15 protein-coding genes are annotated in these 14750 nt (G+C 67.5%); 8 read left to right on the top strand and 7 right to left on the bottom strand.

The features are described 5' to 3' along the window. The first annotated feature begins 7 nt into the window (after positions 1-7). The 3 genes from CXY91_RS02790 to CXY91_RS02780 all read left to right on the top strand — a co-directional run bounded on the left by CXY91_RS02790 (position 8) and on the right by CXY91_RS02780 (position 2540). Positions 8-1018: a WD40 repeat domain-containing protein gene (locus CXY91_RS02790; RefSeq protein ID WP_100959214.1), complete on the top strand. Its 1011-nt coding sequence runs from the start codon at positions 8-10 to the stop codon at positions 1016-1018. 6 nt (positions 1019-1024) lie between these two features. Continuing rightward, the gene (locus tag CXY91_RS02785) at positions 1025-1300 is read left to right on the top strand and encodes a hypothetical protein (RefSeq protein ID WP_100959213.1); all 276 of its coding nucleotides are present in this window, start codon (positions 1025-1027) and stop codon (positions 1298-1300) included. Between the two features lie 85 nt (positions 1301-1385). Then, positions 1386-2540 carry a winged helix-turn-helix domain-containing protein gene (locus CXY91_RS02780; RefSeq protein ID WP_465246834.1) on the top strand — a complete coding sequence of 385 codons (1155 nt, stop codon included), beginning with the start codon at positions 1386-1388 and terminating at the stop codon, positions 2538-2540. A gap of 6 nt (positions 2541-2546) precedes the next feature. Here CXY91_RS02780 and CXY91_RS02775 read toward each other — a convergent pair whose 3' ends face one another. The 3 genes from CXY91_RS02775 to galE form a co-directional block, all read right to left on the bottom strand. Next, positions 2547-3791: an SGNH/GDSL hydrolase family protein gene (locus CXY91_RS02775; RefSeq protein WP_100959211.1), complete on the bottom strand. Its 1245-nt coding sequence runs from the start codon at positions 3789-3791 to the stop codon at positions 2547-2549. Between the two features lie 64 nt (positions 3792-3855). Then, the gene (locus tag CXY91_RS02770) at positions 3856-5091 is read right to left on the bottom strand and encodes a lytic murein transglycosylase (RefSeq protein ID WP_100959210.1); all 1236 of its coding nucleotides are present in this window, start codon (positions 5089-5091) and stop codon (positions 3856-3858) included. Between the two features lie 90 nt (positions 5092-5181). Next, positions 5182-6171 (bottom strand): UDP-glucose 4-epimerase GalE, encoded by a 990-nt coding sequence (gene galE / locus CXY91_RS02765; protein ID WP_100959209.1) that lies wholly within the window; start codon positions 6169-6171, stop codon positions 5182-5184. A 312-nt stretch (positions 6172-6483) separates the two neighbouring features. Between galE and galU the strand changes: the two genes are divergently transcribed. Continuing rightward, complete coding sequence (galU, locus tag CXY91_RS02760) at positions 6484-7362, top strand: UTP--glucose-1-phosphate uridylyltransferase GalU (protein ID WP_100959208.1); 879 nt, start codon at positions 6484-6486, stop codon at positions 7360-7362. A 61-nt stretch (positions 7363-7423) separates the two neighbouring features. On the opposite strand, the gene ppa is transcribed toward galU, so the two are convergent. Beyond that, positions 7424-7963 carry an inorganic diphosphatase gene (gene ppa / locus CXY91_RS02755; protein ID WP_091832708.1) on the bottom strand — a complete coding sequence of 180 codons (540 nt, stop codon included), beginning with the start codon at positions 7961-7963 and terminating at the stop codon, positions 7424-7426. A gap of 142 nt (positions 7964-8105) precedes the next feature. Between ppa and CXY91_RS02750 the strand changes: the two genes are divergently transcribed. Then, positions 8106-8828, top strand: coding sequence for a fused DSP-PTPase phosphatase/NAD kinase-like protein (locus CXY91_RS02750; RefSeq protein ID WP_091832711.1), 723 nt, complete (start codon positions 8106-8108; stop codon positions 8826-8828). Between the two features lie 103 nt (positions 8829-8931). On the opposite strand, the gene CXY91_RS02745 is transcribed toward CXY91_RS02750, so the two are convergent. From CXY91_RS02745 to hmuQ, 3 genes are all read right to left on the bottom strand, one after another. After that, the gene (locus CXY91_RS02745) at positions 8932-10377 is read right to left on the bottom strand and encodes a hypothetical protein (RefSeq protein WP_158673244.1); all 1446 of its coding nucleotides are present in this window, start codon (positions 10375-10377) and stop codon (positions 8932-8934) included. Positions 10378-10619: 242 nt separating this feature from the next. Continuing rightward, positions 10620-11150, bottom strand: a complete 531-nt coding sequence (gene hutX / locus CXY91_RS02740; protein WP_100959206.1) for a heme utilization cystosolic carrier protein HutX — start codon at positions 11148-11150, stop codon at positions 10620-10622. A gap of 13 nt (positions 11151-11163) precedes the next feature. Next, complete coding sequence (hmuQ, locus tag CXY91_RS02735) at positions 11164-11511, bottom strand: heme-degrading protein HmuQ (RefSeq protein WP_100959205.1); 348 nt, start codon at positions 11509-11511, stop codon at positions 11164-11166. 213 nt (positions 11512-11724) lie between these two features. On the opposite strand from hmuQ, the gene CXY91_RS02730 reads away from it, so the two are divergent. From CXY91_RS02730 to CXY91_RS02720, 3 genes are read left to right on the top strand one after another with little or no spacing between them, the layout of a single operon-like run. After that, a complete protein-coding gene (locus tag CXY91_RS02730; protein WP_100959204.1) occupies positions 11725-12696 on the top strand; it encodes a heme/hemin ABC transporter substrate-binding protein in 972 nt (323 codons plus the stop codon). Next, a complete protein-coding gene (locus tag CXY91_RS02725) occupies positions 12693-13805 on the top strand; it encodes a FecCD family ABC transporter permease (protein WP_100959203.1) in 1113 nt (370 codons plus the stop codon). Before CXY91_RS02730 ends, CXY91_RS02725 begins: the two co-directional genes overlap by 4 nt. Before the next feature lie 2 nt (positions 13806-13807). Continuing rightward, positions 13808-14653, top strand: a complete 846-nt coding sequence (locus CXY91_RS02720; RefSeq protein WP_100959202.1) for a heme ABC transporter ATP-binding protein — start codon at positions 13808-13810, stop codon at positions 14651-14653. The last annotated feature ends 97 nt before the right edge of the window (positions 14654-14750 follow it).

Raw genomic sequence — 14750 nt, 5'->3', positions numbered from 1 at the left:
CGTGGGCATGGATTCGATCAGCAAACCGGTCTCGCTGCGCGAGCATGTCGTTCCCGTCGAAGCCGGCGAGCATGTCGTCGGCGCCGTCTGGCTGAAGCAGACGCTGGCGCTTGCCCTCGCCGATGGCCGGGTGCTGCGCTGGCGCGATGGCGAGACGCAGAGCGTCGAGGCGCATGGCGGCGGCCTACTCTGCGTCGCCTCGGACGGCGCCCGCCTGATCAGCGGCGGCGATGACGGCCGCGTCGTCGCGACCTCGGCCGATGGCGCGCCGGAAGAACTCGCCCGCGATCAAAAGCGGCGCTGGATCGATGCCGTCACGGTATCATCGTCCGGCAGCATCGCCTGGAACAGCGGCCGCAATGTCCACGCCCGCGACGACAAGGGCAGGCTCAGGTCGATCGAGGTCGCCTCGACGCCGCAGGGCCTCAGCCTGGCGCCGAAGGGCTATCGCCTCGCCATTGCCCAGATGAACGGCGTGCTGCTCTGGTATCCGAACACCGAGGCCAAGCCCGATTTCCTGGAATGGAAAGGCTCGCATCTCGACGTGACCTGGTCGCCCGACGGGCGCTTCATCGTCACGGCCATGCAGGAGAATGCGCTGCATGGCTGGCGGCTAGGCGAGAAGCCGAGCCATATGCGGATGACCGGCTACCCGGCCAAACCGCGTTCGCTGTCCTGGTCGCATGACGGGCTCTGGCTCGCCTCCAGCGGCGCGGATGCCGCGATCGTCTGGCCTTTCCAGGGCGAGGGGCCGACGGGCAAGGCGCCGCGCGAATGCGGCGCGCGACACGCCAAGGTCACCCGCGTCGCCTTCCATCCCAAGGCGCTGGTGCTGGCCGTCGGCTACGATGACGGCTGCATTCTGATGATCCGTCTGACCGATGCTTCCGAGCTGCTGGTTCGGCCGGCGCAACGCGGCAGCGGCATCACCGCCTTCGCCTGGGACAAGCTCGGCAAGCGCCTCGCTTTCGGCGCCGAGGATGGCGCCGCCGGCGTCCTGACCCTGCCCGGCGGCTGAGCGGCGATGCGCTTCGGCCTCTTCGGCAGGGACAAGCGCGAGGCCGCCGGCGCGGATGCCGCGGCGCAGGTCAAGCGACAGGTGCGCGAACTGCTCGGCCTGCCTGAGAACGTCGTGATCGCGGTCAACGAGATCCTCTGCGCCGATCCCGCCTGCCCGGGCACCGAGACGGTGATCCTGGTGATGAAGCCAGGCGAGAAGACGAGGGCGTTCAAGGTCCAGACGGGGCTGGCGGAGCTGACGCCGGAGGCGCTGGCGCAGGCGTTGTCGACGGCAGGTTGAGCTAGCGAAGACCACCGCCATGATATGTCAGCAGATGGCGGCACCGCGCCTTAACCTTCGGCAATCGCATGGCTAGCTTATGCCGATGGCGACGCGACCGCGAAAGATCCTGAAGCTCGACAAGGCCGAGGCGCGCCGGATCTGGCTCAAGGCCCAGAAGCTCGACACGCGCGAGCCCTTCGGCTCCGGTCCCGCGGCGACGGCGGCTGCGGTCGCCCATCTCGGCTATGTCCAGATCGACACGATCAACGTGGTCGAGCGCTGCCATCACCATATCCTCTACAGCCGGATCCCCGATTATCGCCGCGACGACCTCGCGCAGGCGCAGTCGCAGGACAAGTCGGTGTTCGAGTACTGGACGCATGCGCTGTCCTATGTGCCGATCGCGGACTTCCGCTATTTCCTGCCGGCGATGAAGGCGCACCGCGCCGAGCCCAAGCGCTGGGCCTCGGTCGGTAGCCGCGAGGAGGCGCGCAAGCTGCTGCGCCGCATTCGCAAGGATGGCGCCCTCACCATCCGCGATATCGACACTGACGTTCTGGTCGAGAAGGCGCATCTCTGGGCCAGCAAGAAGCCGTCAAAAGGGCTGCTCGAACGCGCCTTCTACGATGGCGAACTCGTGATCTCCGCCCGCTCCGGCATGCTCAAGACCTATGAATTGATCGATCGGCACTTCGGCTGGGAGAAGCAGCCGGCGCCGGCATCCGAGCGCCAGATTGCGGCCTACAAGCTCGACCGCGCCCTGCGTGCGCAGGGCATCGTCAGCCTCGATTCGATCTGCCATCTCGATGCGCCCAGCAAGAAGGCTATCGCCGAGCTGATCGCAGGACGCGTCAGGCGCAAGGAACTGGTGCCGGTCGCGATCGAAGGTGCAGAGAAGACACCGCACTGGGCTATACCGGCGGTGCTGGAGAGATCGGAGCCGACGGACGGCAGCCTGATCCACATCCTCTCGCCCTTCGACCCGCTGGTCATCCAGCGCAAGCGGCTGAAGCTGTTCTTCGGCTATGATCATGTCTTCGAGGCCTATCTGCCGAAGGAGAAGCGCGCCTTCGGCTATTTCGGCCTGCCGGTGCTGGCGGGGGACCGGATCGTCGCCGTCGCGGATCTCAAGACCGACCGGGCGGCGCGCAAGCTCCTGGTGCAGCAATGGACCTGGCTTGAGCCGGAGCCGTCAACCGAATTGAAGCGGCAGGTCGACGAGGAGATGCAGCGCTTCGAGCGCTTTCAGCTGGCCTGAGCCACCTCAGTTCGGTCGCGGCCAACGGAAATCGTCGGCGCGGCCGGGGCGCGGCTCCGGCGCGATGCCTTGGCCAAACACGCGCTCGAGCCCGGCTGCGACATCGCCGCGGCCGCGCGCCTCCTGGATCGAGGCGATCAGCGCAGCGTCGCCACCTGCGGGGACGGCTCCGGTCAAGGGCAGGATCGGGCCCGCGAGCGGCCGGAGCGGGGCCACCGGGACGAGCGGAAGATCGGTCGGGACGCCGCTGACCATGCGGTCGATCAGGCGCTCGACATCGATGGGCTGTGTCGGTGCGGGCGTGCCCTCTGCCTCGGGAGGAACAGGCAGGGCGATGACGTTCTGCGTCGGCGTCTTCTCCAGGATACGGCGGATGACGACGTCGACGAAATGAGCGGCCTTGCGGGCGCCGGCCTTGGTGAAATGGACGCCGTCGCCGAGCCGCAGCCGGGCGACCTGGCCGTTCACGTCCGGTCCCATGGCGGCGTAGCGGTTCTCGGCGTCGACATAGGCGCCCCAGAGGTCGACGAACTCGCCGCCGGCCGCCTCGGCGCCCTTGCGGAAGAGGTCGTTCAGCGTGGTCAGGTCAGCCGAGAGGCGTGCATTCTGCATCGGCGGCGCGCCGACCCAGATCAGCGGTACGCGTTTGGCGCTGAAGGCTGCCGCGACGGCCTCGATCCGCGCCTTGTAGAGCTGGAGCCAACGCTCGCTCAGCGGCTCATGGGTGATCTCGCCCTCGCGGATCACCTGGCGGTCGTTCGGCCCGAGCACGACGACGCCGACCATGACCTTGGCGTCCCCCGCCAGGAGTTCGCCGGTTGCCTTCGGCCAGTCGTAGAAGTCGGTCCGGACAAGGCCGCTGTCGGCTTTGGCCTTGTTCACCACGGCGACATCGGCTCGGTCCTGCAGGCTGTCTTCCAGCCCTTCGGCGATCTGCCCGGCGAGCGTGTCGCCGATCACCAGGACATGGTGATTGACGTCCACCTTGGGGATGACCGGGTCGTCGCGGACGACAACGCGGGTCGGTGCCCGGCGCTGGGCCGGCGCGACGCGTTCGCGTGGCTGCCGTTGCTGTACGGCGGGCCGCTCGGGAATCTGCCAGAACATGTTGAAGAGGCTGCGGCCTTGCGGCTGTGCCTGCGGTATCCGGCCGGGCGGCACCGGGTTCTGGGCGATCGAAACCGGCCCGCCGGTCACGAGCAGGATGAGGGCAGCCGCCAGAACCATGAAGAGCGAACGCAGGCGCATCATGCTCTCGATCGACGCCGTGCGAGGGTGGCGCCGACAGCCAATATAGGCGCGATCGCTCGCTCCGTCAGCGGGGCGCCTTCATCCGCGTCAGCAGCGCCGGGGTCGGGTAGCCGTCGGCGAGCAGGCCGACGCGCAGCTGGTACTGCCTGACCGCCTCGCGCGTGCCGGTGCCGATGCGTCCGTCGGCGTCGTGATTGTAGAGGCCCAAGCCCTTCAGCCGGAGCTGGACATCGGTGATCCCTGCCTTGTCGAGGCGCGGCGCCTTCACCGGCCATTCGCCCTGCAAGGCAGGCCGGCCGACGATCCGGTCGCCGAGATGGCCGACGGCGAGCGCATAGGCGTCGGAGGAATTGTACTTCTTGATGACGTCGAAATTCGCGGTCAGCAGCAGGGCCGGGCCGGTATGGCCGGCCGGGTAGAACAGCCTGGCCTCGCCTGAGGACGGGAGCGAGCCGCCATCGGCGCGGCGCACCCCGGCCGAGCGGAAGGACGAGAAGCTGGCGCGGTAGAGATTATGGTCGAAGCCATCGGGCACCACGACCTCGATGCCCCAGGGCAGGCCGGGGGTCCAGCCATAGCCCTTGAGATAGTTGGCGGTCGAGGCGATGGCGTCGCTGCTCGAGGTCCAGATATCGGCATGGCCGTCGCCGGTATGATCGACCGCGTATTTCATGTAGCTCGACGGCATGAACTGGGTGTGACCCATCGCGCCGGCCCAGGAGCCGCGCAGCTCGCTGCGTTCGACATGGCCCTTCTCGATCAGCTCCAGCGCGGTCAGGAGCTCGTCGCGGAAGAAGTCGCCGCGATAGCGGATGTTCGCCAGCGTCGCGAGCGAGCGGATCACGTCCTTGTCGCCCTTGAACGAGCCGTAATTGGTTTCCATCCCCCAGATGCCGAGGATGATCTCCTTGGGCACGCCATAGCGGGATTCGGCCTGGGCCAGCACGCTGGCATGGGCCTCCAGCATCTCGCGGCCGCGCGAGATCCGGCCGCCGCCGACCGCGCTGTTGAGATAGCTCCAGATCGGCGCGGTGAATTCTGATTGCTTGCGGGTCAGCGCGACAATGGAGGGATCGGGCGTCACGCCCTGGAAAGCCAGGTCGAAGGTCTTGCGCGAGATGCCGCGCGCCTGCGCCATCGGCCAGAGCGTCCTGAGGAAGCCGTCGAAGCCGGGCGCAGCCGGCCGCGCCTCGGGCCTGGGGGTCTGCGCCCGTGCCGGATTGATCGAACCCGTCGTCTGCGCGAGCGCCGGCCCGAGGCCGAGCGCGACGGCGAAGGCGAGAACGGTGACGGGGCGCATGATGGCTCCTCTGGCTCGGCCGCGGTGTCTTTCCACCACAGCGCCCGATCGAGGTTAACCATGGGTTAACGCCGCGCCAAATCCCGTCGCTCAGCTCGCATTGCGCTTGCGCAGGCTCTCCTCCCAGGCCAGCGCCTGGGTGACGATCTGCGTGAGGTCGTCATGCTCCGGCTGCCAGCCGAGTTCGGCGCGGATGCGATCGGCCTTGGCGACCAGAGCGGCCGGGTCGCCAGGGCGGCGCGGCGAGAGACGGACGGGGAAATCGACGCCGGAGACGTCTTTCACCACCTCGACCACTTCCTTGACCGAATAGCCGCGGCCATAGCCGCAGTTCAGCGTCAGATTGCCGCCACCGGCGCGCAAATGGTCGAGCGCGGCGAGATGGGCGCGGGCAAGGTCGGTGACGTGGATGTAGTCGCGCACGCAGGTGCCGTCGGGTGTCGCGTAGTCGGTGCCGAAGATATCGAGCCCGGCGCGCTGGCCGAGCGCCGCCTGGCTCGCGACCTTGATCAGATGGGTGGCAGTGGCGCTGGACTGCCCGGAGCGGCCCCTGGGATCGGCGCCGGCGACGTTGAAATAGCGCAGGGCGACATAGGTCAGGCCATGGGCGCGGGCGACGTCGCCGAGCATCCACTCGCTCATCAGCTTGGAGCGGCCATAGGGATTGATCGGATTGAGGGCGATCTCCTCCGGCACCGGCGAGACCGGCGGCTCACCATAGACGGCAGCGGTCGAGGAGAAGATCACATGCTTGACGCCGCCACGCACGGCGCTTTCCAAGAGGGCGCGCGTCTTGACGGTGTTGTTGTGGTAATAGCCGAGCGGATCCGACACGGAATCCGGCACGACGATCTTGGCAGCGAAATGGGCAATCTCGGTGATGCCGTGCTCGGCAATGGTGCGCTCGACCAGGGCCTGGTCGCCCATGTCGCCACGCACGAGCGTCGCTTCCTGTGGCACTGCCCACCAGAAGCCGGTCGAGAGATCGTCGAGCACGACGACCTTTTCGCCGCGGTCGAGCAGCTCGAGGACCATGTGGCTGCCGATATAGCCTGCGCCGCCCGAAACCAGAATCGCCATCTTCGTCTCCTCGTCACGTGATCGGCATAATCCGGAATCACGACAGTTCGATCCAGCCTCTCCGGCGCACATGGCTAATCTCGGGCGCCGCGCGAGTGAAGCCATGCAAGAATGATGACCAGGGCGGCAAAGTGCGCCAAGGGCATTGACGTATCGGCAAGGTCAGAATGGTATTCGAAGAGGGGCTGGCCCGGCTTTTGCCAGAATCGCGGGCCAGCCTTCAGCGGCCGGCATGAATGGGCGACGCCGGCTCTCCCCAAAGCCCTCCGATTTTCAGCAGGCGCGCGCCGGGCGCGCGCGAGATGGACGCGCATGATCAAGAAAATCCGCAAGGCGGTCTTTCCCGTCGCTGGTCTCGGCACCCGCTTCCTGCCTGCCACCAAGGCGATCCCGAAGGAGATGCTGACCATCGTCGACCGGCCGGTCGTCCAGCACGTGGTCGACGAGGCGCGCGCTGCCGGGATCGAGCATTTCGTCTTCGTGACCGGGCGCAACAAGGCCGTGATCGAGGACCATTTCGACATGGCCTACGAGCTCGACGACACGCTGGCCAGGCGCGGCAAGACCAAGGAGCTGGAGGCGCTCAAGCACGATCTGCCAGCCGCCGGCGCAGCGAGCTTCACCCGCCAGCAGGCGCCGCTCGGCCTCGGACATGCCGTCTGGTGCGCCCGCGAGATCGTCGGCGACGAGCCGTTCGCACTGCTGCTGCCGGACATGCTGCACCATGGGGCGGGCAAGGGCTGCCTCGCCGAGATGATCGCGGCCTATGAGGAGCATGGCGGCAACCACATCGCGGTGGCGCCGGTGCCGGACGACCAGACCCATCAATACGGCATCGTCGGCGTCGCCGACGCCAAGGCCAAGGTCTCGCAGATCAGCAAGATGGTCGAGAAGCCGCCCAAAGGCACGGCGCCATCGAACCTGCACATCACCGGCCGGTACATCCTGCAGCCGACGATCTTCGATCTGCTCGCCAAGCAGGAGAAGGGCGCCGGCAACGAGATCCAGCTTACGGATTCGATGATCGCGCTGGCGCAGCAGGAAAAATTCTTCGCCGTGCGCTTCGACGGCGACATCTACGACACCGGCTCGAAGATCGGCTTCCTCAGCGCCAACGTCGCCTATGCGCTGGAGCGCGGCGATCTGGGCCCACAATTGCGGGCCGAGATCGAGCGGCTGCTGAAGAAATAGAAAACGCCGACGCCATGGCCGGGGTCAGCCCGGCCATGGCGCTTTTCTCAATGACAGGGGATCAGCCCGACTTGGCCTTCTTGGCCCGCTCGATCGCCTCGACGATCAGCTGCTTGGCCTTGGCGGCGTCGCCCCAGCCGGTGAGCTTCACCCACTTGCCGGGTTCCAGGTCCTTGTAGTGCTCGAAGAAGTGCTGGATCTGGTCGAGCGTGATCTGCGGCAGATCGGTGTAGTTCGTGACGTTCTCGTAGCGCTTGGTCAGCTTGGGGACCGGCACGGCGATGATCTTCTCGTCGCCGCCGCCCTCGTCTTCCATCATCATCACGCCGATCGGGCGGACCGCGATGTAGGAGCCCGGCACCAGCGGGCGGGTATTGGCGACGAGCACGTCGCAGGGATCGCCGTCTTCCGACAGCGTATGGGGGATGAAGCCGTAATTCCCGGGATAGCGCATCGGCGTATAGAGGAAGCGGTCGACGAAGAGCGTGCCGGCTTCCTTGTCCATCTCGTATTTGATCGGTTCGCCACCGATCGCGACTTCGATGACGACGTTGACCTCGTCCGGGGGGTTCTTGCCGATGGCGATGGCGTCGAGCCGCATGTACCTGACCTATCGATGATAAAACTTCGGCGGCGTTATGCGCGGTTGCGGCGCAAAGGCCAAGCCCGGCTTTTAGTCGGAGTTACCGATTTGCGCAGCAAGGCTCCCGCTGCTATCGGGCGGGCATGACAGGTGCGATCCCATGCTGAACCGCTGGCGGCGGCCGGAAGACCGCTATGCGAGGCGCATGGCTCGGATCGCGCGCTGGGATCGCCCTTTGCGCGGCCGGCTCGATCGCGCTCGCGCCTGGACCAATATGCTGCTGTCCGACCACGGCATCTTCCGGCTCGTCTATCTCAATGCGCACCGCATCACCCCGCAGCTCTGGCGCGCCGCCCAGCCGGCCCCGACCGACATCGCCTGGTTCGCCCGCCAGGGCGTGAAGACGATCGTCAACCTGCGCGGCGGCCGCGAGCACGGCGCCTGGCCGCTGCAGAAGGAGGCCTGCGAGCGCCACGGCATCGCGCTGGTCGAATTCGTCCTGCGGTCGCGTGGCGCGCCGGACCGCGACACCCTTCTGGCTGCCCCCGCGTTCTTTGCGGGGTTGCAGACGCCTGCTCTGGTCCATTGTAAATCGGGCGCCGACCGGGCCGGTTTCTTCTCTGCGCTCTATCTGCTGATCCACGAGAGGCGGCCGCTCGCAGAGGCGATGGCCGAGCTTTCGCTGCGCTACGGCCATTTCCGCTTCGCCAAGACCGGGATTCTCGACGCCTTCTTCGAGACCTATGCGCGCGAGGGCGCCAGCAAGGGCACGCCGTTCCTCGACTGGGTGGCGAAGGAGTACGATCCCGAGCGGCTCGAGCGCGAATTCAAGCCGGGCTTCTTCTCCTCGCTGCTCGCCGACCGGCTGATCCGGCGGGAATAGCCTAGAGCATTTTCGAGCGAAGTGGACACCGGTTCGCGTGAAGAAAATGCGCTAAGAGAAAGACTTAGAGCAATTCTGCGATTCGAAGAATTGCGGAATTGCTCTAGCTTGGGTTGGCCAATCGCTGGTCGCCGATCGCGGTCCATGTCAGGCGCAGATGCAGCAGCAGGCGCCCCAGCGAGATCAACCCGATCACCGCGAGCAGGGCGGGAGACAGGCTGCCGAACCCCCAGATTACGATCGCCGCAGCGGCCAGCGCCACCGCATTGGCCGTCATCTGGCTATGCGGGCGGGAGGAGAAGGCGCCCATTTCCTGCAAGGGGCCGGCCAGGGCGCCGCTGCCATAGAACAGCGCCATGATCGCCATCACCTCGCCGATGCCGTCCCATTTGGTGCCGCTCAGGAGCAATTCGTCGGTGCTGACGGCGACGAAGGCGATCGCGGTGAAGAGCGTCGCCACAATGGCCACCATCCCCAGGGTGACGAGGCGGGCTCGCTTCTGCTGATCGTGGCCGCGATGCCTGCGCAGATTGTTCATCACCAGCGGCGTCGTCACCGCGCCGAACATCTGCGCCGGCACGTCGAGCAGGCGCGTCGCCAGGGCGACATGGGCAGCCAGCACCGGGTTGCTCGACATCGGCAGCGCCAGCAGCGGCGCCGCCGAGAAGCCGAAGGAGAGCAGTGCCGAGGGCAGGAGGAAGGTCGGCGAGTTGCGCCATTGCCAGCCTGCCATGATCAGCTCGGTCAGCGACCAGCGCGCGGGGTGCATCAGGCGCAGCAGCGAGTCGCGTCGGCGCCAGGCGAGATAGCAGGCCGCGACGGCGTGGCCGAATGCGTCTGCGGCGAACAGGGCCAGAGATACCGGCCCGAGCGGCCAGATCAGCAGGATCATCATCCCGGGCTGGAGCAGCGCCTGGGCGATATTGGTGTTGCCGATCGTGGCGAAGTCGCCTTCCGCCGTTGCTTCGGCCAGCAGCAGCCGGATCGCCGCCCGGCTCGCCAGCGAGATCAGGAACAGCGCGCCGAAGCCGCGCAGGATCCAGCCCTGTGCCGCTGCGAACAGGACCGCGATCACGGCCCCGGCGAGAAAGACGGCGCCGGTGGCGACCGCCAGGCGGAAGGCCCGGCCGAGCCGCAGCCGGTCGTTGTTCTGGAAGAACACCGCCTCGAACCGCAGCAGGACGGCGATCGAAGCCAGGTTCGCCAGGGCCGCGAAGATCGCGAAGTTGGCGAAGACCTTGGGTGGACACAGGGCGGCGGCCAGCAGCAGCCCCCAGACCGACAAGAGGCGCGCCTGCACGAAGCGGAGCGCCAGCATCACCCCGTTGCGGAAGCCCGCGTGCTTGGCGAGCGATGACAGCCCTGCTTTGGGGCCGGCTGCGGCCAACGCCGGCCCGATCAGGTCCTTGGCGAGGCTGACCCGTGTCAGGGCGAGCTGTGCCGCCATCGCAGCGTCCTCAGCCGGAGTCTCGGGCAGGCCGTCTGCGCCGGCCGGCCGGCCGTGGCGCTCACCTGTCGGAGGCCGTGCGCGATCAACGGTGTCGATCACGTCACTTGTCTCCGCAGCCAGAAAGCTGCGCTTCTATGGTTAACGCTTGGTAAATTCTCGATCTTTCGCGATATTTCAGGCCCCGCTCACCCGATATGGCGGTGCTTGTGGCGGAAGCGTGGCGACTGACGTCATTTGTCAGCGATCAGCCTGCGGCCATGCGCATGCTGCGTGACGAGAAAGCCCCCGCCGGGGATGGCGGAGGCTCGGATGAATTGCCCGTCAGCCGGAGTCGGTCGGTCTCAGGCGAAGTCGCGCTTCAGCGCCTCGAAGCGTGCGACCTGATCGGGCAGGAGCTCGCGCGCCGCATCGCGGCGGACGAAGACCTTGAACATCGCCTCGCCGGCACCATTGAAGAATTGCACCGAGCAGGAGCGGCGGCCGTGGAACTGCCGGTCGACGAGATAGATCGCCCTGCAGTTGCCGGCCTTGATATGACCGCCGATCGGGCTGTCGCCATGGATGTTGTAATAGCCGTGGCCGAACGAGCCGACCGGCAGCGAGCCCTCGCATTCCAGCACGATGTCGGGCGTGTGCACGATGAAGAGCACCGTGCCCCAGGTCGCAAGCTCCCGCCAGAGCGCCTCGAAGCGCTCCGCCGCGATGAAGCGGCGCTGCTCTTCCGGGGTGACCTCGAGCACGGCGAGGGTCGAGACGCCATGCTCGCGCGCGACCGCCTCGATCACGCCGTCCGGCTTGGCGGCGAGCGCCGCCCGGACCTTCGCCATGGCTTCGGCGGGAGCAGGCGGTGCCAATGTCTCGGCAAACGACATCGTGATCAGCCTCTCACTCGGCCGCCTGGCGCGGCAGATGCGGATTGTGCTCGGTCAGGATCGTCTCGAAGCCCTCGAACTCGGGATGGCCGAGATAGAGCGGCGTCGGCCGCGGCTGGCCGGCGCTGCGATGCGACTCGCGGAACTGCTCGGACTTGGTCCAGGCGGTGAAGTCCTCCTTCGAGGCCCAGGTCGTGTGCGAGGAGTAGAGGGTGTGGTCCTCCTTCTCCGGGCCCTTGAGCAGATGGAAGGCGATGAAGCCCTTCATCTCGTCGAGGCGGGTCTTGCGCGAGGACCAGACCGTCTCGAAGGCCTCCTCCTCACCCTTGACGACCTTGAAGCGGTTCATGGCGATGAACATCGGGAAATCCTCGGCGATTTGCAAAAGCGTGATGGTCCGGCAGCTTGCGCCGCTCTTGACCCTCCTTAGTAAAGCTGCATATCACCGTCAATAACGGCTCCAATAATCGTTGTTTTGAATGATTATAAAAGAGCCATTACTTTGTAATGACTTCAGTGTAGCTGAGCGTTGCGAGCGCTTCTGCTGCGCGTCGTCGCACGCACGAGATCGATCATGGGCACGCTCCAAGCGCCTTCATCCGCTCCGCTCGCAGGCTTCAGGGCCAAGCGCCTCGGCCGGGAGATCGCGGCTGCTGCGGTCGTGTCTCTGCTGGCGCTGGGCGGCCTCTCCGGGTCGCTGGAGCCGCTGGCCGTCGTCGCTCCCGCCCGGGCGCAGGCCGCCGAGCGTATCGTCGCTGCCGGCGGCGTCGTCACCGAGGTACTCTATGCGCTCGGCCAGCAGGACAAGGTCGTCGGCGTCGACACCACCAGCCAGTGGCCGCCGGACGCGCTGAAGGACAAAAAGAGCGTCGGCTATGTCCGGGCGCTCTCGGCCGAGGGCGTGCTGTCGCTGAAGCCCTCGCAGGTGATCGCCGTGGAAGGCGCCGGTCCGCCCGACGCGCTCGCTTTGCTCAAGGAGTCGGGTACCCCGATCACCATGATCCCGGAAGCGCTGTCGCCCGAAGCGGTCGTCGGCAAGATCGCTGCGATCGGCAAGGCCGCCGGCGTCGCCGAACCGGCAGAGCAACTCGCCGCCGCGGTGAAAGGACGCTTCGACGAGCTCGACAAGCTGCGCTCCGGCCTGCCCGGGCAGAAGCGCGTCCTGTTCGTGCTCTCGCTGCAGAACGGGCGCACCCTGGTCGGCGGCAGGGCCACCACGGCCGACGCGATCATCGCGCTCGCCGGTGGCGTCAATGCCGCCAGCGCCGTCGAAGGCTTCAAGCCGATGACCGACGAGGCGATCATCACCGCCGCGCCCGATGTCGTGCTGATGATGCGCCATTCCAGCGCCCACAATGCCGGCCCCGACGAGCTCTTTGCCATGCCGGCCTTCTCGGAGACACCGGCGGCGAAGCAGAAGGCGCTGATCCGGATGGACGGGCTCTATCTGCTCGGCTTCGGGCCTCGGACCCCGAACGCGGCGCGCGACCTGATGGCCGAGCTCTATCCCGAAGCCAAGGTCGCCCAGCTTTCCGCCGCCAAATGACGCTTGCCGCGAAGCAGCCCCTGAGTGCGAGTGCTGCGGCGCTGGCCGTGCTCACGGCCGGCCATCGCCGCAAAGGCGTGATCGCCGTCGCCGCGCTCGTCGGGCTCTGCCTGCTGTTGATGCTGCTCTCGCTCGGGGCAGGGGCGTTCGCGATCGCGCCCGGCCGCGTCGCCGACATCCTGCTGGCGAAGCTCGGCTTCGCTCCGGCCGAGCTGCTGGGAAGCCGGGAGGCGCTGGTCGTGCTCAATATCCGCATGCCGCGCCTGCTGCTCGGCGCGCTCGTCGGGGCGGCGCTCGCGATCTCCGGCGCGCTGATGCAGGGCCTGTTCCGCAATCCGCTCGCCGATCCCGGCCTGGTCGGCGTCTCCGCTGGCGCCGGTCTCGCCGCCGCTGCGACCATCGTGCTCGGAGACCGCCTCCTCGCGGCTTTCGCGATGAAGCTGCCCTTCGCGGTGCTGCCTTTCGGAGCCTTTTTCGGCGGCCTCGTCTCGACGCTGGCGCTCTATCTGATCGCGACGCGCCAGGGCCGCACCTCGGTCGCGACCATGCTGCTCGCCGGTGTTGCGCTCGGCGCGCTCGCCGGCTCGCTCACCGGCCTTCTCGCCTTCGTCTCCGACGACCGGCAATTGCGCGACCTGACCTTCTGGTCGCTGGGCAGCCTCGGCGGGGCGAGCTGGACCAAGCTCTCCGTGGTGGCGCCGATCGTGCTGCCGCTACTCTTTGCAGTGCCATTGCTGGCGCGCGGCCTCAACGCTCTGATGCTGGGTGAGGCCGAGGCCTATCATCTCGGCATCCCCGTCCAGCGCATCAAGGCGCTCGCGATCCTGCTGGTCGCCCTCGCGGTCGGCGCCAGCGTTGCCGCAGCCGGCGTGATCGGCTTCGTCGGCATCGTCGTGCCGCATCTGATCCGGCTCTCGATCGGTCCCGATCACCGCCTCCTGCTGCCGCTCTCGGCGATCGGCGGCGCTGCCCTTCTGGTCGGCGCCGACATCATCGCCCGCCTCGTCGTCGTGCCGGCGGAATTGCCGATCGGCATCGTCACCGCCTTCATCGGCGCGCCCTTCTTCCTGTGGCTGCTGCTGCGCCGCGGCCGGATCGCGGAGCTCTGAGCATGGCGATCCTCGCAGCGGAGAATCTCAGCTTCTCGGTCCGCGGCAGCTCCCTGGTGCGCGGCGCTTCGCTTGCGCTGGAGGAGGGGGCGACGACGATCGTCGTCGGCCCCAACGGCGCCGGCAAGTCGACGCTGCTCAAGCTGCTGACCGGCGAGCTCGCTCCCTCGCAGGGCACGGTCCGCATGGACGGCGCGGCGCTGCCGCAGATTCCGGCATGGCAACTCGCCTGTCGTCGCGCCGTGATGGTGCAAAACCAGCGCCTCGCCTTCCCGTTCAGCGTCTACGAGGTCGCGCGCCTCGGCCTGGAAGGCGTCGGCCTTGCGCAGCCGCGCGCCCGCAAGGCTGAGATCATCGCCCAGGCGCTGGAGACCGCCGGCGTGATCGGTCTCGCCGGCCGCCAGTACCAGACATTGTCCGGCGGCGAACAGCAGCGCGTGCAGTTCGCCCGGGCGCTCTGCCAGCTCGCAGCCGGCCGCAGCGTCGCGCAGCGCCAGATCCTCTTCCTGGACGAGCCGATCGCCAGCCTCGACCTCTGCCATCAGCTCTCGCTGCTCGATGCCGCCCGCTCTATTGCCGCACAGGGAGCGGCGGTGCTGGTCGTGCTGCACGACCTCAACCTCGCCGTGACCTATGCCGACCGGCTGGTGGTGATGCATGAGGGCGCGATCGTCGCCCAAGGCGAGCCCGCGACCATCCTCGACGACAACCTGCTGCGCGGCGTCTTCCGCGTCTCGCTCTCCTTCAGCCGCCTGCCGCCGGCCGGCCAGCCCTTCCTGCTGCCGCAGCAGCACCTGACGCCGGTCCCGCCGGGCGGTGTCGTGCCGCTGCGCGCCGCTAGCACATAACGAGGGGCGGACGCGACAACTTTGCGGTTGTGCGCTGCGACAACAGGTCTATAGCGGGCGCTCCGGTGCCTCCCGTCCGACCGGGCGAGCAGGCGCA

The organism is Allobosea sp. FBZP-16, assembly GCF_002831785.1.
Lineage (GTDB): Bacteria > Pseudomonadota > Alphaproteobacteria > Rhizobiales > Beijerinckiaceae > Allobosea > Allobosea lupini.
The sequence above is the reverse complement of the archived record's forward strand: the minus strand, read 5'-3'. Positions and strand labels throughout refer to the sequence as shown.